Origin of the sequence: Candidatus Methanodesulfokora washburnensis (assembly GCF_003947435.1) — an archaeon.
In the GTDB taxonomy this organism is placed as follows: domain Archaea; phylum Korarchaeota; class Korarchaeia; order Korarchaeales; family Korarchaeaceae; genus Methanodesulfokora; species Methanodesulfokora washburnensis.
On the sequence record NZ_RCOS01000164.1, the window covers coordinates 1 to 20,692 of the forward strand.

General features: G+C 42.6%; 20 protein-coding genes and 1 pseudogene. 17 read left to right on the top strand and 4 right to left on the bottom strand.

Annotation, left to right across the window (positions count from 1 at the left end; all coding sequences use genetic code 11):
* The first annotated feature begins 166 nt into the window (after positions 1–166).
* From D6D85_RS14195 to D6D85_RS14260, 14 genes are all read left to right on the top strand, one after another.
* On the top strand, positions 167–394 hold the full coding sequence (locus D6D85_RS14195) for a hypothetical protein (RefSeq protein ID WP_125672695.1): 228 nt from the start codon (positions 167–169) through the stop codon (positions 392–394).
* A 271-nt stretch (positions 395–665) separates the two neighbouring features.
* Positions 666–1,280: a hypothetical protein gene (locus D6D85_RS14200; RefSeq protein WP_125672696.1), complete on the top strand. Its 615-nt coding sequence runs from the start codon at positions 666–668 to the stop codon at positions 1,278–1,280.
* Positions 1,281–1,562: 282 nt separating this feature from the next.
* Positions 1,563–2,261 (top strand): acetate--CoA ligase family protein, encoded by a 699-nt coding sequence (locus tag D6D85_RS14205; protein WP_125672697.1) that lies wholly within the window; start codon positions 1,563–1,565, stop codon positions 2,259–2,261.
* A gap of 142 nt (positions 2,262–2,403) precedes the next feature.
* On the top strand, positions 2,404–2,973 hold the full coding sequence (locus D6D85_RS14210; RefSeq protein ID WP_161969909.1) for a 2-oxoacid:acceptor oxidoreductase family protein: 570 nt from the start codon (positions 2,404–2,406) through the stop codon (positions 2,971–2,973).
* Positions 2,970–3,245, top strand: coding sequence for a 4Fe-4S binding protein (locus D6D85_RS14215; RefSeq protein WP_125672699.1), 276 nt, complete (start codon positions 2,970–2,972; stop codon positions 3,243–3,245). Before D6D85_RS14210 ends, D6D85_RS14215 begins: the two co-directional genes overlap by 4 nt.
* A 2-nt stretch (positions 3,246–3,247) precedes the next feature.
* Positions 3,248–5,332, top strand: a complete 2,085-nt coding sequence (locus D6D85_RS14220; RefSeq protein ID WP_125672700.1) for a thiamine pyrophosphate-dependent enzyme — start codon at positions 3,248–3,250, stop codon at positions 5,330–5,332.
* Between the two features lie 115 nt (positions 5,333–5,447).
* The gene (locus tag D6D85_RS14225; RefSeq protein ID WP_125672701.1) at positions 5,448–5,915 is read left to right on the top strand and encodes a hypothetical protein; all 468 of its coding nucleotides are present in this window, start codon (positions 5,448–5,450) and stop codon (positions 5,913–5,915) included.
* 128 nt (positions 5,916–6,043) lie between these two features.
* Entirely contained in the window at positions 6,044–7,015 is a 972-nt protein-coding gene (locus tag D6D85_RS14230) for a (Fe-S)-binding protein (RefSeq protein ID WP_125672702.1), read from the top strand.
* A complete protein-coding gene (locus D6D85_RS14235) occupies positions 7,012–8,193 on the top strand; it encodes an LUD domain-containing protein (protein ID WP_237558866.1) in 1,182 nt (393 codons plus the stop codon). The genes D6D85_RS14230 and D6D85_RS14235 overlap by 4 nt, the downstream gene beginning before the upstream one ends.
* Positions 8,194–8,251: 58 nt before the next feature.
* On the top strand, positions 8,252–9,712 hold the full coding sequence (locus D6D85_RS14240) for an Nramp family divalent metal transporter (protein ID WP_125672703.1): 1,461 nt from the start codon (positions 8,252–8,254) through the stop codon (positions 9,710–9,712).
* Between the two features lie 60 nt (positions 9,713–9,772).
* Positions 9,773–11,182 carry an FAD-binding oxidoreductase gene (locus D6D85_RS14245; protein WP_125672704.1) on the top strand — a complete coding sequence of 470 codons (1,410 nt, stop codon included), beginning with the start codon at positions 9,773–9,775 and terminating at the stop codon, positions 11,180–11,182.
* Between the two features lie 10 nt (positions 11,183–11,192).
* A complete protein-coding gene (locus tag D6D85_RS14250; protein WP_237558867.1) occupies positions 11,193–11,513 on the top strand; it encodes a (Fe-S)-binding protein in 321 nt (106 codons plus the stop codon).
* Positions 11,514–11,570: 57 nt separating this feature from the next.
* Positions 11,571–13,001, top strand: a complete 1,431-nt coding sequence (locus tag D6D85_RS14255; RefSeq protein WP_125672705.1) for an acetate--CoA ligase family protein — start codon at positions 11,571–11,573, stop codon at positions 12,999–13,001.
* 162 nt (positions 13,002–13,163) lie between these two features.
* Positions 13,164–14,399, top strand: coding sequence for an MFS transporter (locus D6D85_RS14260; protein WP_125672706.1), 1,236 nt, complete (start codon positions 13,164–13,166; stop codon positions 14,397–14,399).
* Between the two features lie 99 nt (positions 14,400–14,498).
* Here the strand turns inward: D6D85_RS14260 and D6D85_RS14265 are convergent, their stop codons facing one another.
* Positions 14,499–14,768: a TIGR04076 family protein gene (locus D6D85_RS14265; RefSeq protein ID WP_125672707.1), complete on the bottom strand. Its 270-nt coding sequence runs from the start codon at positions 14,766–14,768 to the stop codon at positions 14,499–14,501.
* 153 nt (positions 14,769–14,921) lie between these two features.
* Between D6D85_RS14265 and D6D85_RS14270 the strand changes: the two genes are divergently transcribed.
* Entirely contained in the window at positions 14,922–15,686 is a 765-nt protein-coding gene (locus D6D85_RS14270; RefSeq protein ID WP_125672708.1) for an SDR family oxidoreductase, read from the top strand.
* 222 nt (positions 15,687–15,908) lie between these two features.
* Positions 15,909–16,670 carry an HpcH/HpaI aldolase family protein gene (locus D6D85_RS14275; protein WP_161969910.1) on the top strand — a complete coding sequence of 254 codons (762 nt, stop codon included), beginning with the start codon at positions 15,909–15,911 and terminating at the stop codon, positions 16,668–16,670.
* A 491-nt stretch (positions 16,671–17,161) separates the two neighbouring features.
* On the opposite strand, the gene D6D85_RS14280 is transcribed toward D6D85_RS14275, so the two are convergent.
* Positions 17,162–19,033 (bottom strand): aldehyde ferredoxin oxidoreductase family protein, encoded by a 1,872-nt coding sequence (locus tag D6D85_RS14280; protein ID WP_125672710.1) that lies wholly within the window; start codon positions 19,031–19,033, stop codon positions 17,162–17,164.
* A 36-nt stretch (positions 19,034–19,069) separates the two neighbouring features.
* A pseudogene (locus D6D85_RS14285) lies at positions 19,070–19,374 on the bottom strand (dihydroxy-acid dehydratase); the annotation flags it as partial.
* A 97-nt stretch (positions 19,375–19,471) separates the two neighbouring features.
* On the opposite strand from D6D85_RS14285, the gene D6D85_RS14290 reads away from it, so the two are divergent.
* Positions 19,472–20,407 carry a TerC/Alx family metal homeostasis membrane protein gene (locus D6D85_RS14290; RefSeq protein ID WP_161969911.1) on the top strand — a complete coding sequence of 312 codons (936 nt, stop codon included), beginning with the start codon at positions 19,472–19,474 and terminating at the stop codon, positions 20,405–20,407.
* 41 nt (positions 20,408–20,448) lie between these two features.
* On the opposite strand, the gene D6D85_RS14295 is transcribed toward D6D85_RS14290, so the two are convergent.
* Positions 20,449–20,640: a hypothetical protein gene (locus D6D85_RS14295; RefSeq protein ID WP_125672712.1), complete on the bottom strand. Its 192-nt coding sequence runs from the start codon at positions 20,638–20,640 to the stop codon at positions 20,449–20,451.
* Positions 20,641–20,692: the final 52 nt, after the last annotated feature.

Consider the following 20,692-nt stretch of genomic DNA (forward strand, 5'->3'; position numbering starts at 1 on the left):
CCTCTCCCTTCCACTGATAGTTCGACTTGAGGCCAAGTCCAACGATACTATCAATCCCTTCTTCCTTCTCGAACATAGGAACTTAAGATTTTATGTGTTAATAAAGTTTCATTAAGATAATCCTCATTCTGTTAGCTTTATCAAGGTTATCCCTAGAGAGTTCACTGTGGGAGATTACGTAGCTATCGCAGCGAAAGTTTCGAGAAAGCTCAAGAATCTAGTGGATGAGCTGGAGATAAAGCTAGGTCCTGTCATTAGAAAAGCTCTGAAGGAGGAAGTCAGGAGAAGAGCTATAAGAAAGCTGGAGGAAAGAGCAAAAAAGCTTCTTGAGAGGCTACCTGAGATTCCAGATGGGGAGATTGCCAAGCTGATCAGGGAGGACAGGGAGAGATGAGGTATATATTCGATTCGTCTGTTGTCATGAGCTTTGTGAAAAGGGAAAGCTATCGCATTCAGCGAGGATAGCCGTCCCTAATGCTTATGGCCTCATGAGCATTAACGGGATCAGATCCACTTCTGAAATTCAGTAAAGAATATTTTAATTCGGGTTTCGGCTGAGATATTTTATAATTAATTCCCTTCGGCATCGATGTTTTTCATCGAAAGGTTTGAGATTGATAAGCCATCAAGCTGAAAGTTTTTACCTTACCACCAGCAGATGTCATATGAGAGCTGAGATAGAGAGAAAGCTTCTTCACATCGCCCTTTCTGCACTTATGTTTGCCCCATATTTCCTTTCTTCTCCCCTAAAATATGATCCCGTTAATGCTTATGGCCTTATAGTAGCTGCATCCGCTTGGCTTTATGCGGTTAGAGCAAAGGGGATTCCAGCAGAGCTGGCGCAAGTGGCAAAAAGGGTGAGAATAGAGGGAGTGGATAAGCTTACATCTCAGTTTGCCATGTCAGTAGAGAGACTTGAGAGGGATTATGAGAAAAGGGCAGGATGGATCGGCCTTCTCACAGGGGTTATTGGGATAGGAAGCTCCTACATGATATTCAGAGATTGCTTTATAGCAGGAGTTCTGGCGATGATTTTTGTCGATGGGATCTCAGCAATAGCTGGAATTACCATGGGAAAGAGGAGAGTTCCAATGTCAAAGGGGACATTTGAAGGCACTTTAGCGGGATTTCTCTCCTACTTTGTTGTGATGACCTTCATAATGGATCCGGTTAGGTCAGCTGTGATAGCAGCTGCAACCTCCTTTGCTGAGCTTTATGGGATTGAGGACAACATATCCGTGCCATTAGTATCGTCCTTCTTGTTCTTAATCCTTAGATAGAAATCGGTTTGCACAGAATTTGCATGTCCCTTCACTTGCAACCTCTGAAATCTTTTCCAGCAACCCTGTTGTGTCAATGAAGGCAGCTAGCTTGATCAGGATTCCTTGCTGATCTTCTTACAAAATAACTTCATTACTAAGGTATTTTTTTAGCTTTTTGCAACAGAGCTTATTGAAGGTAAAGAGAAATTAATAACTAACTTATGGATTTGAATTATATACAGTCAACATCTATATAGAAAATATTTTAAGTAGCCTTCTCTCATCCTGTGTGGTGATAATATGGCTGGAACCCCTCCGGAAGAAGTAAAGAAAGCATTGAGTGAGGGTAGAAAGATCCTTTTTGAGCACGAAGCAAAATCCCTTGTCAGGAGATATGGCATACCAGTCACAAGAATTGAGATAGCCAAGAACGAAGACGAAGCAGAAGAGCTTGCAGAAAAGATCGGATTTCCTGTCGTTCTAAAAATCGTTTCACCAGATATTGTTCACAAGAGCGATGTTGGAGGTGTGCTTCTCAATCTGAAGAGCAAAAAAGAGGTGAGGGAAGGCTTCAGGAAGATAATTCAGAACGTCAAAAAAGCTGTGCCTGATGCGAGAATTGAGGGCGTATCTGTCCAAGAGTATGCTCCTCCTGGTGTAGAGGTAATAATAGGCCTCACAAGAGATCCCCAGTTCGGACCTCTGGTCATGTTCGGGCTCGGAGGAATTTTTGTCGAATTGTTCAGAGATGTGTCTTTTAGGGTAGCTCCTATCGATGATATGGATGCAGAAGATATGCTGAGGGAGATAAAAAGCTACCCTCTCTTAACTGGTTACAGGGGATCTGAACCCGTTGATATACCATCCCTGAAGAACGCTCTGGTGGCTGCGGGGAGAATAGGCCTTGAGATAAGCGAGATATCTGAAATGGATCTAAATCCTATAATGGCATATAAAAATGGAATAAAAGTGGTCGATGCAAGAATTGTATTAAGATGAATTTTTAAATTTTATAAAAGCATTTGTTAAAGTCTTTTTTTATTTTTTAAAATAAAAGGTAAAGTTTTTATTTTTATCCTTTTCTTTACCAAATGCGTCATGGCTGCATTATGCAGCCATGACGTAGGAGGTGTTGTGTAAATTGTTGGAGGAAATGCGGCTGCATGGGCGTGGTGGTCAGGGTGTTGTCGTGCTATCTGAGCTAATTGCAGATGCCGCAGTGAGGGAGGGAAAATTTGCCAGGACTTTTCCATGGTTTGGAGCAGCACGCAGAGGAGCTCCTGTTGTCTCGTTCCTAATCATAGGCCCCAAGGAATTTGTATCAAGGAGCATGGTATACAATCCAAAGCATTTAATCGTGCTAGATCCTGCGCTGCACAGGTTGATGAATTTAACACAAGGTTTTCGCGAGAAAGGATTGTATCTTCAGAACTCATCCAAAGATCCTGCCTCAATTCTGGAGGAGCTTGGTCCTAAAGTAAAGCCAGGTAAAGTGGGAACAGTGGATGCTACAAAAATAGCAATGGATATCACGGGCAGATCGATACCAAACATTGTCATGCTAGGCTCCTTTGTCAGGTTTACGGGATTAATATCGCTTGATACAGCAATTCAAGTTGTGAAAGATAGATTTCCAAGGGAAGCAGAGGCATATGAGCAGTGCATTAGGGAGGGTTATGATAAGGTAAATGTTAAGGAGGTGTCTGCATGAGCAAAAGTGTTATTGAGGAGTTTCCCGAAATTCCCATAAGAAAGAAAGATGTTCTGACTACTGAGCCGACTGCATCTTGGAGGGTGGAAAGGCCTGAGATAAATCTAGATGTATGCAACCGATGCTGGCTTTGTGTTGATTACTGCCCAGATGGGGTCATCTCAAAGACCGATGAGGGACCAGTGATCGATTATGACTACTGCAAGGGGTGCGGTGTTTGTGCTGCTGAATGCCCAACTAAAGCAATAACAATGGTATTGGAGAGGTGGTGATCATGGGGAAAGTTGAGTTGATATCAGGAAATAGGGCGGCAGCTATCGGCGCCAAGCTTTCCCGAGTTCAGGTCATCTCTGCATATCCCATTACACCGCAGACACCGATAGTCGAATATCTGGCGGAGTTCATTGCCAAGGGAGAGCTAGATGCAGAGTACATACATGCTGAGGGAGAGCATTCAGCTATAGCTGCTGCAGTAGCTGCATCTATCGGAGGGGCTCGTGCATTCACGGCAACATGTTCGCAGGGATTTGCTTACGGATTTGAATGCATAGCTCAGGCACCTGGTTACAGAGTACCGTTAGTCATGGCCATAGCAAACAGGACAACAGGATGGTACTGGAGCCTCCAGCCAGATTACTCAGATATAATGCCTGGAAGGGACTTAGGATTTTTAATAACCTTCTGCGAAAGCGTACAAGAGATACTGGATTCTATAATACAGATGTATAAAATAACAGAACATGAAAAAGTTCAGCTTCCTGGAATGGTGAGTTTCGAAGGTTTTTATCTCTCCCACGGAACAGAAGCTGCCGACATTCCGGATCAGGCTGAGGTGGATGATTTTCTGCCACCCAGAAAGATCTTGCCCCATGTCGTGGATCCGGAACTTCAACCGACTGAGCCATTCTATCTGATTGAACCATGGCAGCATACTATATACAGACACATATTCGAGCGGACGCTCGATAGGGCTAAAGGAATAGTAGAAGAGGTCACCAAGGAGTATGCCGAAAAGTTTGGAAGAGATGTGTACGGCCTAGTGGAGGAATACAAAACTGATGGTGCCGATGTTGCACTAGTTTCCATGGGTTGTTTAACTACAGCTGCCAGAAGAGCAGTTGATGCCATGCGAAGCGAGGGAAAGAGAGTAGGATTGATAAAGGTGAGGTTTTACAGGCCTTTCCCATCTGAAAAGATAAGGGAGATCGTTGAGAGAGAGGGGATAAAAGCGCTGGGAGTGGTAGATAGGGCGATATCGCATGGTGCTGGCATGGGACCACTGGGCCAAGATGTTGCTAGCGCACTTTATTCGCTTAAGAGCAGACCTAACCTGATTGATTTCGTATGTGGCATGGGAGGGGATGATGTCAATGTAGATGACTTCCGGAGAGCTCTTAACAGACTTCTTGAAATAGCTGACAAGGAGGGCGTCAAGGAGCTCGAGTTCATTGAGCATCCAATGAAGCCTGAAAGAATGTTAAAGACATTTGAGAACAAGCTTATAGCCCCAGGCTACAATTCCTGCCCTGGCTGTGGAGCAATTCTCGCATTCAGACATGCAGCGGAAATCTTAGGCAAGGATACTGTCTTCTGGTATCCGCCTCACTGCTTGGGTGTTGCCAACCCTCAGACGGCTGCCCCAATATTGCTGGCTAATTTTGCGGCTGGAGCTGCCTATGGAAGGGGACTTTATAGAGCATATAAGATAAAGGGGAGGAAGACGCGTGTAGTCGTATTTGCTGGTGATGGAGGTACTGTTGATATAGGGCTGCAGTCATTATCAAGCGCTGCTGAAGCAGGAGAGTCCATATTCTTCATCTGTTACGACAATGAAGCATATATGAACACAGGTATACAGAGAAGCGGGAGCACGCCGCTGAGTGCATGGACAACGACCACACCAGTAGGTCCCCGCTGGAGGGGTAAGAGAGAGGAAAGAAAGGATATGTTAGAAATAATGATCGCCCACAGGATACCATACATAGCCTTTGCCTCACCTGCGTTCATGCGTGATATGAGGGGGAAGATAGAGAAAGGTGCTAAAGTAATCGACAACAGGGAAGGCTTAGCATACCTCCATATATTCGCTCCATGCCCCACCGGATGGAGATCCGACTCTAACACGACTATACAGCTTGCGAGACTTGCAGTTCAGACTGGAGTATGGCCCTTAGTCGAGGTGGATCACGGGGTGTTTAGGCTGACATATAAGCCAAAGGAACTCAGGCCTGTGGAGGAGTATCTAAAGCTTCAAGGGAGATTTGCCCATTTGACAGCAGAAGAGATATCCAGCATTCAGAAAATTGTCAGAGAGAGGTATCAGAAACTTCTCGAGATGGATGGCAAGAAGCTGTTTTAAACAATCTCCTTTTTTTATTTTTTAAACATTATTTCATATATTATATCTGTTGAATTATAATTATATAATTATAAGGTAAATCTTTAAGTATAGAAAGTATGGAAGGAGCATGATGGTGGAGTTCTCCACTAAGGGAGCCGTAGAGAAGCCCGCAGCATCTTATGATTACTACGATGTAGTCGAAGATCTTGCTAAGAAGGATAGATGGAGAAGGTGGAGTAGATCCTTATCTTTAGCTGCTATTTATCTTGCAATCTCTTTAGCAATGGGATATGTTTTTGGGATGATCGCTCTCTTTTTTTGTTTAATTGTCGTATGCTCCGGAATTGTGCCCTTAATGCATGTAGTGACACCGAGAGCATATATAGTGGCTGGAAATTTCATCATTTGGGGTCCAGGAGGTCTTGGAAGGAAGGAAAGGCTAGAGTTAGATGGAGATTTAAAAGCGATTCTTAAGGAAGATAGAAATCTTGTGGAAATAAAAAGCAAATGGGTGACTATTCTCTACCTTTACTCACATGATCCAAAAACTTTACATAAAATTTTAGAAAGGAAGATAAAGGTATCTAGAAGGAAGAAATAGATATAAATTCTATATATAGATATAAATTCTATATTATGTCTTAGGTATCTTTTTTCTTTTTTAAAAAAAGATTTTTCTTTTTTTAAAAAAAAGATTAAAAAGAACCCCCCAGAGGAGAAAGGGGGAACATGCCTTTACCTGTTGAGGATGTAATAAATATGGTCGTGGCCAATGTTGTGAGAAGAGGTACCCCTATTTCGATGTCGGACGACGCACTCAACGGATGGGCACGCGAGCTGAATCTACCGAAGTATGGGGATACTGTTCTCTACACCAGCCAGCTTTATCAAATGGTTCCCTATGCTAGGGCATCTGTTGATATGCTTGAGGACCTTGAGAAAAGCACTATAGGAAGGATTTTAGTGGGACTTGGAAGCCGCCTAGCCTCCGTCTATGACGTGTCAAAGCTGACAGTTAGGGTCTCAAAGGAGGATATATCAGCCCAGCATGACCTATTAAAGGGCATAGCCAGAATCCTAAACAATATTGGGATAAGTTTTGGTTATATGTATGATGACGAGCTGTACTCCGGAGTCCTGCTTTACGATCTTGGCAGGGATGAGGACTTCAGGAGACATGCAGAGAGAGTTTCTAAATTATTTAAAGAGAGGGGCGTGAAGAGGATAATAGCAGTAGATCCCCACACCACCTACATACTGAGGGAGGTGTATCCGAAGTTTGTAGATGGGTTTGATGTCGAGGTCAGGAATTATCTAGAGATCCTAGCGGAGAAGAGCCCGGAGCCAAAGAAGAAGATCTCTGAAACAGTGACCATACATGATCCATGCTATTACGCGAGGTACCTGAAGATAATAGATCAACCCCGCAACCTGTTGGTTAATGCCGGAGTTGAGATAAAAGAGCCAGATAGAACAAAAAGCCTCACTTTCTGCTGTGGTGGACCAATAGAGTCTATATTCCCGAGAATATCCAAGGAAATAGCTTCCCTTAGAGTTGATCAACTTGGAAGCGTTTGTAAAAATGCAGTCGTCATGTGTCCATTCTGCTTTGAGAACCTCTCCAGAGCCGATTCTGGAAAGGTGCAGCTGAGGGATATAGCCTATTATCTCTCTCAGTCCTATGGAGGTGTTAGTATTTGAGCTGGCTTGAGGACGTCCTGAGGGCATTGGAGAATGAGGAATTGCAGCGTGGTCTTAGAACTGCTGTAAAAAATATGAGAACGATTAGACTAGAAACTTTCAGTAGATTTCCATATCTAACAGAAGAGCTAGCGGATTATATCAGGAAAACCAAGGAGAAAGTCCTGAAAGATCTTGAGAAATATGTGAATCAGACATTAAAGAGCATAGAGAAGACAGGAGCTCATGCCTATTTAGCCAAAGATGGGGATGAAGCAAGGAAAATAGTGGGGGAAATAGTTGGAGACGGAAGGAAAATCATAGTCAAGTCGAAATCGATGGTCACAGAGGAGATAAGGCTGAGACAGTATCTGGAGGAGAGAGGACATGAGGTATGGGAAACAGATCTAGGGGAGCTTCTAATACAGCTTGCAAAGGAGAAGCCCATGCATCCAGTCGGACCAGCTTTGCATATGACAAGAGCTCGCTGCGCGAGAGTGCTGAAGAGCATAGATCCTGAGATAACCGAAGACATGAGTGCTGAAGAGCTGACATACAGGGTAAGAAGATTTCTGAGGGAGAAATTCATAAAGGCAGATGTGGGGATAAGTGGAGCTAATGCCATCGCTGCGGACTCAGGAGCTGTGTTCATAGTGACAAACGAGGGAAATGCTAGACATGTGACAAATCTACCACCCGTTTCAATAACAGTAACAGGAATAGAGAAGATAATGCCGACCACGCAGGATGCATTCCTTCAGTGTATAGTTCAGTCGGTCTATTTGGGAAGCTTTCCACCAGCCTATATATCGATGATCTCTGGTCCGAGCAGGACAGGCGATATAGAAGCTCGATTCGTAACGGGAGTCCATGGTCCCAAGGATGTTCATGTGGTGCTGATAGACAACGGAAGAATGCAGGCAGCCAAACATGAATACCTGTGGGAGCAGTTGCTGTGCGTTAGGTGTGGATACTGTCTTGTAGAGTGTCCTCCTTGGAATCTAAGTGGCAACTTGTGGGGAGGCCCGGCTTATGGAGGGCCGATGGGCGTGGGGTGGACCGCGATAACAGAGGGTATAAATGTCGCTTCATCTTTAGCAACACTATGTCTTGGGTGCGGAGCATGCAAGGAAGTATGCACTATGAAAATAGATATGCCGAATATTATAAGAAATCTTAAGAAGGGCATAGGTCATTGATTCCGTCTCAACGATAACTTTATAAGTTTTCCATCGGCAAAACAAAAGGGGGTTAATTATGGCCTCCGGAGAAAAAGTTTTCCCTTTTGGGAAAGGTCCTGCCCTGAAAGTAGTGGATAAGGTGCCTCTGCCTGAGGACGTCTTTAAACTCAGGGAAATAAGCACATGGAAAAAGTGGACCACAGTTTACGGCCCTGCTGTGATAGTGCTCGGAGCATCGATAGGGAGTGGCGAGTTCCTGCTCGGGCCTAACTTAATAACAAAATTCGGACCAATGCTACTGTGGGTTTGCACAATTAGCGCTCTGTTCCAGCTAGCCTACAACTACTGCTGGTTCAAGACGACGATAACAACAGGAGAGCCAGCTATACAGATTGCCCAAAGGCTTGGAGTATGGGGGGCTATTCTCGGGCTCGCCCTGTTCTATGCTGGTACCATATGGCCGGGATGGGCTGCTACATCAGCTCAAGCTATTGCAGCATGGCAGTTAGGCAGAATGCCAACCGCAGCAGATCTGGATCTAGTGAGAATGTGGGGCTATGTCTTGATCATATTAGCTCTCGTGATAGTCTCGGTGGGTGGAAAAATATCAAGAACGTTGGAGTACTGGAACTGGTTCGATCTCTTCGTGATCCTCGGTGGCTTCATAATATTCGACATAATATTTGTTCCTCCGCATGTTTGGGGACAGTTTCTAGCTGGATATGTCAGCTTCGGCTACATGCCTGCAGGCGTAGATATAGCAGTTCTGTCAGCACTGATAGGGTACACAGGTGCCTCAGCGGCCGGAAATTACTCAATGTCGAATTACTACAGGGATAAAGGTTATGGAACGGGCTCTCTTGTGGGCTATATACCTGCTCTCATAGGAGGAAAGAAGATAAAGACCCTTTCTTATGGTGCGATACCAGAGCCAACTCCTGAAAACGTAAGCGTTATGAAGCGCTGGTACAGGTACATGCTGGAGGAACAGACCTATATATTCTTCGTTGGCGCGATGATAGGCATGATGGTTCCCTCTATGTTTGCTTACTCAAACAAAGCTCTGGTGGAGTATGCGGGAGCAGCTGCTTGGTATGGAGCAACCCTCAAAAAGCTTATTGGCGATGTTGGCTGGCACTTCGGTCTTCTCTGCGGTGTTTTAACACTTTATAAAACGCAAATAGATGTAATAGATAGCTTTGTCAGGAACAACACGGACTTCCTATGGAGATATGAAAGGGTAAGGAAGTTCTGCAAGGAGGACATAAGGAGACTGTATTATCTCATACTTGCAATTTACCTCTTCTGGGCTGCCATAGCGATGCAGCTAGCTGCTCCATTCTGGCTCATCGTTATATCGGCAAACTCCGGCAACATGGTCGCATTCTTCTGGATACCTCTTCTAATCTGGGCAAATAGAAAGTTGCCGAAAGAGTACAGGTTCAGCAAATGGCTGGAAGTGGTCTTAATACTGATGCTGATATTCTGCGAGTTCTGGTTTGGCTTTGCTGTCTTAAGAACTCTGAAGATAGTGTAACAATTCTTTTTTTTCTTTTTTATTGAATAATTATTAAGTATTAAATTGAGAGGTGATTATATGGATGTCATAAGGGATCTGGAGGCGTTATTGGGCCCTGAAAATGTCAGCGATGATGAGCTAGTTATAAAGTTATACAGCAAGGATGCATGGAAATTTGAGGGGTCCGCCCTAGTGGTTGTCTTTCCTAGGTCAACAGAGGATGTCTCCAAGATAGTCAGGTATGCATACAAGAACAATCTAAAGGTATATCCGCAGGGTAGTGCCAGCGAGCTAGTTGGCTCATCCACGCCAAGCAAGGATGGAATAATACTGAGCTTTGAGAGAATGAAGAGAATAAAGGAGGTTGATGTTGTCAGTTCATATATAACCGTCGAACCGGGCATCACAATATGGGAGATGAATTTGTTTTTAGCAAAGTACGGTTATATGTTCCCTGTTGATCCAGCATCTGTAAAGGCAGCGACAGTAGGAGGAGCCCTATCAACAGGAGCTGGTGGCTTAATGGGTGCAAAATATGGAACAATGAAGGACTGGGTTCTTGGAATGACAGTTGTCCTCCCGGATGAGAATGGAACGGTGCTGCACATCGGTGGTAAAACCACAAAGGACAGGACGGGCTATGATCTAGTTCGTCTTATAGTGGGATCGGAGGGAACCCTTGCAATAATAACAGAGGCAACTCTCAAAATTGTTCCAATCCCGGAGGCCCTGGTGACGGTAGTAGCTTTCTTTGCATCACTGGAGGATCTGATGAATGCTGTGATAGAGATAAAGAAAAACAGAATAAGCCCATTCATGATGGAGCTTATTGATAGTGCTACTGTTAGGATGATACTGGAGAATATAGGGTCAAGGATAAGAGGGGAGGGTCACTATCTGATGGTGTCTGTGGATACCACATCTGAATCTATAGAAAGAATCCTTAATACTTTAGAGGGGATACTGAGGAAAAATAATGCTTCTCAGATTTTCAAAGCGAGATCTCAGGCAGAAGCAGAAGAGATGGGGCTGTTAGACATAAGGAGAAACCTTTATCCAGGAATGGTTCTTTACGCTACCAGCAAGCTGAAGGATCCTACTTCAAGCTTCTATCTCTATGGAGAGGATATATCGGTTCCTCCAAGCAAGCTCGTTGAGGCTGTTAAGAGGTTTAGGGAGCTTGAGGCCAAGTATGGGATACCGATAACTCTCGGTGGCCATGTGGGCGATGGAAATCTGCATCCTGCAGCGATAGTTTATGAGGAGGAAAAAAAGGAGATCGGCGAGAGAATATCAGCAGAAATCATGGATATAGCAATTAGCTTAGGGGGTACTATCAGCTCTGAGCACGGCATAGGAACGCTTAAGAAGGAGAAGCTCAAGCATTACTTTGAGGAGCGTGAAAGTGAGAAAGCACTAGAGATAATGAGAGCGATAAAAAAAGTTTTCGATCCCAAGGGGATACTTAACCCAGGGAAAGTTATCTGAGGTGACTGTTATGGTCGAGTCGATAGGGGATCTCAGGATAAAAATAATGAGGGAGTTAATTAAGTGTTCTTACTGTGGTTTCTGTGAATGGGTCTGTCCCGTTCTATCAGCCATGAAAAGGAGGGATTACGGACCCAGAGGAAGAGTAAATGCAATGCTTTTCCACCTGAGAGATGGCCTAATGGGAGAATCTCTTAAAGAGAGCATTTACACATGTCTTGGATGTGGTTCATGCAGCACACAGTGCATTGCAGGAATCAAGCCCGAAGAGCTTATAAGATCCTTTAAACACTACATGTATCTGTCTTCAACGGGGAAGAGCGTCACCTAGATGAGGGTGTACCAAAAAGCATATAAATAGTTAAGGTTGTTATGCTAGGGTGATCCGATGGAGATCCATCCTTCTATAAAATATATATTTGAGCCCGAAAGTGTGGCAGTGATAGGAGCTTCGAGGGATCCCTTAGCGTGGGGCCATGTCATACTGAGGAACATACTAGAGGGAGGTTTTAAAGGGAGAATCTATCCTGTCAACCCTAAAGCCGACGAGATATTGGGACTAAAGTGCTATCCTGATATAAGAGCCGTCCCTGATAGTGTAGATCTGGCCTTTATAGCAGTTCCAGCTAACTTGGTTCCTCAGGTTATGGAGGCCTGTGTTGAAAAGGGAGTTAAAGCAGCTGTCATAATAACGGCTGGATTCAGAGAGGTGGGGCCTGAGGGAGAGGAACTTGAGAAGAAGATTGTCGAGATAGCTGAAAGAGGAGGAATTAAATTTGTGGGACCAAACTGTATGGGAATTTTCGTGGCTAAGAAGTACTTAACTGCTACTTTTGGTACAGTACGCCCGAAACCAGGTCATATAGCTTTCATATCACAGAGCGGTGCTTTCGGAGGAACTGCACTAAGATGGGCTACTGATAGAGGTATAGGCTTTAGTTCGATGATATCGGCTGGAAATTCGGCTTCATTGGAGGTCTCCGATTACCTAATGTATCTAGCTGATGATGAGACGACCAAAGTTACCATTGCGTACATAGAAGGCGTGAGGGATGGGGAGAAATTTAAAAAAGCGCTGGATTACTACACGAAAAAGAAGCCTCTCATAGTTATGAAGCTAGGTTTTACATCGAGTGGAGGTGCAGCTGCCCAGTCGCATACCGGCTCCCTTGCAGGCAGTGATCAGGCTTATAATGCTGTCTTCAAGAAATATGGAGTCATTAGGGTCTATCAATTTGATGAGATGTTTGAAATAGCCCAGGCATTTGCTCATTTACCTCTTCCAAAGGGGGACAGAGTCGGAGTGGTCTCGGGAGGAGGAGGATGGTGTGTGGAGGCATCGGATTCCATCGAAAGCCTAGGATTAAAGTTACCTAAGCTACCGGACTACATAATAGAGGAATTAAACAAAATGCTTCCCCCATTCTGGAACAGGAGAAATCCAATTGACTGCGTTGCAACACCATATCCGGAGGTATATGTAAAGGCAGTAGACTTGCTAATGAAGGATGATAACTTTGATATGATCTTACTGATAGGCTTTGCGACATTTGGAACCATGACTGCAGGAATGGAATCACTAATACCGAGGGAGGAGCAGTGCGCTAGAGAGCTTCTAGACATAGTTAGGAAGTACGAAAAACCTATTGTGCTAGCCAATCCCATCGGAGCGCATGAAATAAAACCGCTAAAGATCCTCAGAGAAGAGGGAATACCGATATACCTTACTGTGCAGGAAGGTGCTAGAGTCCTGAAGGCTATGTGGGATTATGCAAGTTATCGGAAGAGGAGAAGCAGCATCAGCAGCTCATCCTCCTAATTTTTATATTCTTAATATTACATTAGTTCTACATTGATTTTTTATTTTAGGTTAGCTTAGGACTCTCTTTAATGTGTCTGTATTCTCTAGAAGTTAGTAGTACTGATAACTTTTAAGAAGAATTCGTTAAGCTTTATATTTTATGGCAACTTTTCTAAATCTATGCCCGAAATAAAGAAAAGGTGGCTTTATCTAGCATTGGCATGGATTATGCTCTTTTTAAATGGCTATGTCTATGCATGGAGTGTGATCAGAGTCCCCTTAGAGAGACCTCCATACAATATGCCACCAGTAGAGTCTGTTTTGCCATCGAGTATTTCAGCAATACTTACATCCGTTTTAATGTTACCAAGCGCTGTTATTCTAAACAGGCTTGGCCCTAAGAAGACTGCTAGTTTAGGTGGTCTTTTAGCAGCTTTGAGTTGTATACTGTCTTCAACGATAGCCCTTATGCCGGATAAGGCTCTCTGGATATTAATTCTCACGTGTGGAATAGGAAATCCTGCTGGCATGAGTCTTATGTATATTACAGCACTAAGACTGGCTGAACAATGGTTCACGGAAAAAATTGGCTTTGCCACAGGCACTGTACTCACGGGATTGGGAATTTCTGCCTTTGTAATGGGACCGTTTATCTATACGTTGTACTCAGCATATGGTCTTGCAAATGCATTTCTATTACTTGGAATATTACTTTTGGTATTACCATTCCTTGGAAACTTTCTCCGATTCCCCTTGCAAACAGCCAAGCCGCAGGAAGCCAGAAGTATGCATAAGCCACAGATAGAGTATTCTTGGAAGGAGATGATAAGGTCGCGTGAATTCTACCTTTCATGGGCAATTTATGCGATAGGGGCTGGAGCGGGCATGTCAATAAACCTGAATGCCACACAGATGGCAATCAATCTCGTTAAATTAACTGAGGAATCCATGATAATAGCAGCTTTTGCTCCATCGGTCTTCTCTATCGGAAACTGTGCCGGAAGGTTCATTATGGGGTTTTTGTGTGATCGCATAGGACCAAGGTACACGATTTTGATTATGCAAATTATGCAGTTCCTATGCTTGGCGCTACTGTTTCCTAGCGGAACTGTGTTGTGGATCCTATATGCTGCGCTGATACTATATGGATTAACATACGGGGGCTATCTGTCTGTTATGCCCACGCTAACAAGGTATTACTTTGGATCCAAATATTATCCTCAGAATTATGCAATATACTTCATAGCAATAGGCGTTGGTAACTCCATTCTGCCGCCCCTTGCAACTTCTATCATAGGTCCTAAACCAACTTATGAAGGATATTTAAAATCTTTTAATATACTAGAAATTCTTATATTAATAGGAATAGTGTTTTGCATATTGGTTAAAGAGAAAAAATATTTAAAGGATAACTAGATAGTATTTATAGTACACAAACATCTATCACTACTTCAAAAAAAGATAGCTCTTAGGACAGAATTATTTTAGAATATCCTTTCAGCTGAGAGCTAGTTTTTATATGCGCTCTCTTTCTACTTTGAATATGACGGGTCTGTTCACATCTGGGCATTGTATGACTTCCTTCCTGTTTATCCAATCCTCCTGCGGGGTATCCCTGCATAATGCTGTTAAATAAGGCGCCATTCCTACAATGGCATAAAGGCATAGTTTACCGCTTTTCTCTTTAACGATTTCAGCCTCCTCAAATACTATTTTATCCCCTACCTTATAGTAGGGGCAATCCCCCCTACTTTCTACCACTGTGAGGATGACGCGATATGGCATTATCCCACCGGCACTCTCCGTAAGAATTCGCTTAAAAATTTTTACTTATTTATTTGTAATACCATTAATGTATAATAGGAACAGAGATTTCATAGATAAAAAAAGGGAAAATTTAATTTTGGAGTTACTACAAGAACTTGGGGTGGATTATCTATGGAGAGGGAGTTTGAGGGTAGTGTTGTTGTGGTGACAGGAGGAACAAGAGGCATAGGAAGGGCCATAGCGGAGTCCTTTACAAAGGAAGGTGCAAAAGTTGCCGCTTTCTTCGTAAGTAGTGATAAAAAGGCCGAAGAGCTGAAATCTATGGGCATTCTACCAGTAAAATGTGATGTTTCCAATAGAGAGGACGTTAAAAGGGCTGCTGACATTGTACAGAGGGAGCTGGGGGAGACCAATATTCTCGTGAATAATGCCGGTATAATGTATCGAATGGCCCTAGAGAATTATGAGGAGAGCCTGCTTGATAAAATGTTTGCAGTTAATGTAAAAGGAATTATAAATACTGTGCTGGAGTTCCTACCTCAGCTCAAGGCTACACGTGGCACAATAGTCAATATAGCCTCCAATGCCGGGATAGGAACAGCTCTTGAAGGTACTACGTATTATGCCATTACAAAAGCAGGTGTCATAATACTGACTAGGAGAATGGCATTTGAACTCGGCAAATACGGCATCAGGGTTAATGCTGTGGCTCCTGGATGGGTTGAGACCGATTTAGCAGCAGCTGGTAGAAGTTTAGACGAAATAGAAAAGATAAAAGATTTTATAAGATCAAGAACTATGCTTAGAATGACAGGATTACCCGATCACATAGCCCCAGCAGTCCTCTTCTTGGCAAGTGAGAGGGCTAAATATATGACTGGCCAAGTAATTGTTGTCGATGGAGGAAGGACGGATTATCTAACTCATGGCATCTAAGGACTTCTCTAGCAGTTTTTCCTCATTTTTACTCTAAAGCCATGAGATTCCTTTAACCTATATCAATAAAATCCCTTTTTCAATTGTTCATAAGCACCGGGATCGAAGAATCTGACTATTTCAAGGGCAAACTCTATCGCAGTTCCGAGACCCTGAGATGTTATTACATTTTATCAACAAAATCTTTATTAAGAAATCCAGAACCATAAGTCGGGGAGGGTTGTGCGAAACCTTAAGAAGTTGCTGAGAGAAGGAGCACTTACTTTAGGTGGGTGGATAACAATAGCCCATCCAGATGTTGTAGAGTGTCTATCGACTCTGCCCTTTGATTGGTTCGTTTTCGATATGGAGCATGCTCCTCTTGATGTTTCAATATTAGAAACCTTGATCATGGGAGTGCGTGGCACGGATATAACGCCTATAATAAGAGTCCCTTGGAATGATATCGTTGCAATTAAGAGAGTTTTAGATATTGGAGCTAAGGGTTTGATGATCCCTTGGGTAAACACGAGGGAGGAGGCAGAAGCGGCTGTAAAATACTCGCTTTATCCGCCAAGGGGACTCAGGGGTGTGGGACCTAGAAGAGCTTTAATGTATGGTTCTGTTGATTTTCTCAAGTATTATAAGGAATTTGAAACAGAGGAGCTTACTATCGCTGTGCAGATTGAGACAGAGACTGCTCTCAGGAACATAGAGGAGATCGCAGGTGTTAAGGGTATTGATGTATTTTATGTTGGCCCAATGGATCTCTCAGTGAATTTAGGTATTCCACTTCAATACAATCATCCTAAATTTTCTGAAGCTATACAGAAAATATTGGATGTATCTAAAAAGTATGACATTGTTCCAGGAATTCATACATTTGACCTTGAAATGGCTAAAAGGTTCATCTTAATGGGCTTCAGATTTGTGACGCTTGTGACGGATTATGTAGCTCTTAGAGCTTTCTCCATGTCGATGTTAAGCGAGCTCGGCAGAAAATAATGTAAATAATCTTAATATGAATATATAATTATATAAATGAGAAATAGTTTCCACAAGATATCTTTCTTCTCTAATCTTTCATCACTTTTCCTTTCTATTTTTGCGCTCGTATTGACAGTATCTATAGCTATGAGCATTCTGATTCTTAGAATTTTCATAACTCTGTTTAAGAGCTTTATATATTCCAAATCATATCTATGCATGTCCTAGAAAAAATAAAACCGTTAGCCACTAGCAGTTATTGGTATGATATAGATTTTTATTTCATATTTAAGTTAAATACTTTAGAACCATTACTGCTGTAAGCGCCCTATCACTATTCAACATCTCTGTGAGCTGTTTACCCTCTTTCTTTATTTTTTCTAGAGATTTAACAAGTACCTTTAAGGCCTCAACAAGGCTACCCTCCTTACTTAATTCTAGTATTATGTAGCTTCTCCCAACTAATTCTTTTTTATAGATTCTACTCTACTAGAACCTTTGTCCTCATATTACACTGGTAACATACCTAACTTCTCAAGAGTACTAGCTACATCTCTTAACCCTAATTCTTCGAGTTTTCCTCTCGTTGGTAGTCCTGTCTTAGTATCCCAGCCTCTAACCTTGTAGTAATCATCCAGTAGCTTGTTTAGCTCGAATATTTGTCTCTTGGCCGGAGGCCTCGGAACAGGCTCCTTCAATATTCTCTCTGGAATCTTGTCATGTTCCCTTGTACCAACACCCTCTCTCACATTAATAGCCTTTTCTAGGTTGTACACTCTCTCGCCTACAAGCCACAGATACTTAGTATCCTTAAACTCTTCAATACCAGTAGCAGCGTAGAGTAGCTTGGATAGTAAGTCTGCTGTGATCATTCCTGAATTTACTGGGAATAGACAGAAACCTGCGGCTTCAAACATAGCTGTTTCATCCTGAACATACTTAGCTAGTTCACCTTTACCCTCAGTACTAAACGGATCGACTTTTCTTGGAATACCCGTTATTTCAAACTTATTCCAGCCGATCATATGACTAGCACCTATATTTGATGTGGCAAGACTCAAACCATGAGCCTTAGCAGCTCTCGGATCATATGCTGGAAGTTCTAAACCCTTAATATGCATAGCATACTTCTCAGCACCACGCCCAACTATTTCAGCAGCTCTCTTAACACCCTCAGCTAATATATTACCTATGCCCTCTCTCAGTGCTATTTTCCTGACAAGTTCCACGAGAACATCTGGATCGCCCCATCTAAGTTCAAGCCCATCGATCTCCCTCTTAGATATTATGCCCTTCTCATAGAGCTCAATAGCAAACGCTATAGCTGCACCCGCGGAAATAGTGTCCAGCCCATATCTATCTGCGAGCTGATTGGCATATGTTATAGCCTCAATGTTGGTTATACCTAGATTGCCTCCAAAACTCCAGTGCGTCTCATATTCAGGGAAGTCCCAGAATAGTCCAGCGTAAGGACCTTTAGTTAATTTGAACTTCTTACCGCATCTTATTGTACAGCCATAACAACTATAGTGCTTAGCTATATAATTCTCTAAAACTTCTGGTTTAAATCTATCTACATTTTCAAGTTCTATTTGTTTGAAATTATATGTAGGGAAATGGCCTAGAACATAAAGTAAGTACACTCCATTGTTTGTTCCAAGTTCGTGAAAGCCTTCAAATGTAGGATTCTTCTTGTAACTTTCAACTTGCTCTTCAACAGCCTTCCTGAAAAGCTCTCCGTTATATATTTTCGGTCTCCTCTCACCATAGGCTACTATGGCTTTTAAGTTTTTAGAGCCCATTACAGCGCCTCCACCACCTCTGCCAGCTGTTCTATAATCATCGCTTACAATCGCTGCAAATTTAACAAGTCTCTCACCAGCTGGTCCAATTGCTGCAAATCTAGCATTTCTATTAGTTTCCTCGAGCAGGAACTCCCTCGAACCATCAACAGTTAATCCCCATATGTGCGAGGCGTCTCTGAACTCTATGTGATCCTCATGAATCCAAAGATAAACAGGCTTCTCAGCACGACCCCTGACTACTATAGCATCGTAACCTGCAAACTTCAACATTGCTCCAAAGAATCCTCCGCTAACGCTTCTAAAGTATGTTCCTGTCAGTGGTGACTTGAACATAACGAACCATCTACTAGTAGACTGTGCAGCTGTACCAGCTAGCGGTCCTACAGTGAGAACTAACACATTATCTGGACTAAGAGGGTCCACACCTTTAGGTAGTAAGTCCCAGAGGAGTTTAGCGCCGAAACCCCTAGCTCCTATAAAAGTCTTAGCTAGATCTAGTGGGAGATCCTGCGCAACTGCTTTCTTAGTCGATAAGTCGACAAAAAGGATCTTACCGGCATATCCATAGCACCCCAAAGAGCCACACCTCTACTCTAAATTAGACAACTAAAATTAATAAACTTTGTTATGTGAGCGCGCCTCAAATACTGCACCTGTATATGCTGAAGTAGTCATTTTAGAGTATCTATATAAGTATGAGAGCTTATCCAATTCTTTTTCAGGAGGTCTTCGCCTAGCTTTTTCTCTTTTCTGACTCATTTCTTAACTAGGAGGTCTATTCTCTTTCTATTTAGATCTATTTCAATAACATCATCTTCTTCCACAAGCACCATTGGCCCACCCTCCGCAGCCTCTGACGAGACATATCCTACACAAATACCTCTAGTTGCGCCTGAAAACCTTCCGTCAGTAGCTAAAACAGCGCACGCGTTGCGCGCAGATAGTATAAATAATGTAATTTATATAAACGAAAAAAAGTTTAAATTTTTCCTTATGAAAATTAGGCGACCTGCCATGGAAGTCTCCACGCTGTTTTGGGTGGTGTTTCACCTAGTGATAGCTGTATTTTTGGCTATTGATCTGATCTACTGGGAGAGGAAGAAAGGTGAAATAAGATTCAGAGATTCCTTATTGTGGGTTATTGTATGGATATCATTGGGTCTTTCATTTTCAGTAATAATATTTTCAATGTATGGTACAGAAGAATTTATTAAGTACATAACTGCATATATTACAGAGTATTCCCTTTCTACCGATAACTTATTTGTTTTTCTAGTAATATTTACTTACTTTGCAGTTCCACCTACGGGAAGGCATATTGGCCTGCTTATAGGAATACTGCTCTCAATCGTTCTCAGAGCATCTTTCATATTTATAGGAATTGCTTTATTGGAGAGATTTCACTGGATGATTTACGTGTTTGGGGCTATTCTAATATACACAGGCTACAAAATGGCAAAAGGAGGCGGAGAAGCTGTTGATCCGGGGAAGAACAAAGCGGTAATTTTTGCAAGAAAATTCCTGCCGATAGTTCCAACTTATGACAAGGATGGAAAATCTTTTATAATAAAACAGAATGGAAACACCTTTTTCACTCCTCTTATATTGGCTATACTGGCAATAGGGACCACGGACATAATGTTTGCCTTTGACTCTGTCCCAGCCGCACTAGCAATAACAAGGGAGTTCTTCACGGCTTATACATCCAACATAATGGCTGTACTTGGGCTGAGATCCCTGTACTTTCTGCTGGAGTACGGTTTAAGGCTTGTGGAAAACTTGGGAAAGGGTCTTGCAATTTACCTAGTATATCTAGGAGCAGCATTCATTCTATCGGCCTTTGGCATAAAGGTACCTTCATATATCTCACTTCTCCTGATCGCAACGATAATACTGGTATTGGTTCTCATGGCAAGATTAAGAAGAAAGGAATCAGGGACTACTGAGTGATTTTTATAAATTTCTCTCAAATAACTTTTTATTATAAATTTTCATAAAACCTTATCAAAGCTAACATACTCGCCACATTTGACTCCCTCGCGTATTTTCCTCAGTTCCCTCCGTTCTTTCTCTGTAAGTTCTTCATATCCTATAAAATTATCTATTTTTGCATCTATCTCGATCAGAATCTTTTCTATATCATTTATTCTCTTGAGAACCACGTCCGACATCTCGCTCTCCATCTGAAATTTGTGTCTCCCTTCTATTTAATATTAACCTCAAAAAGGTGCTTCG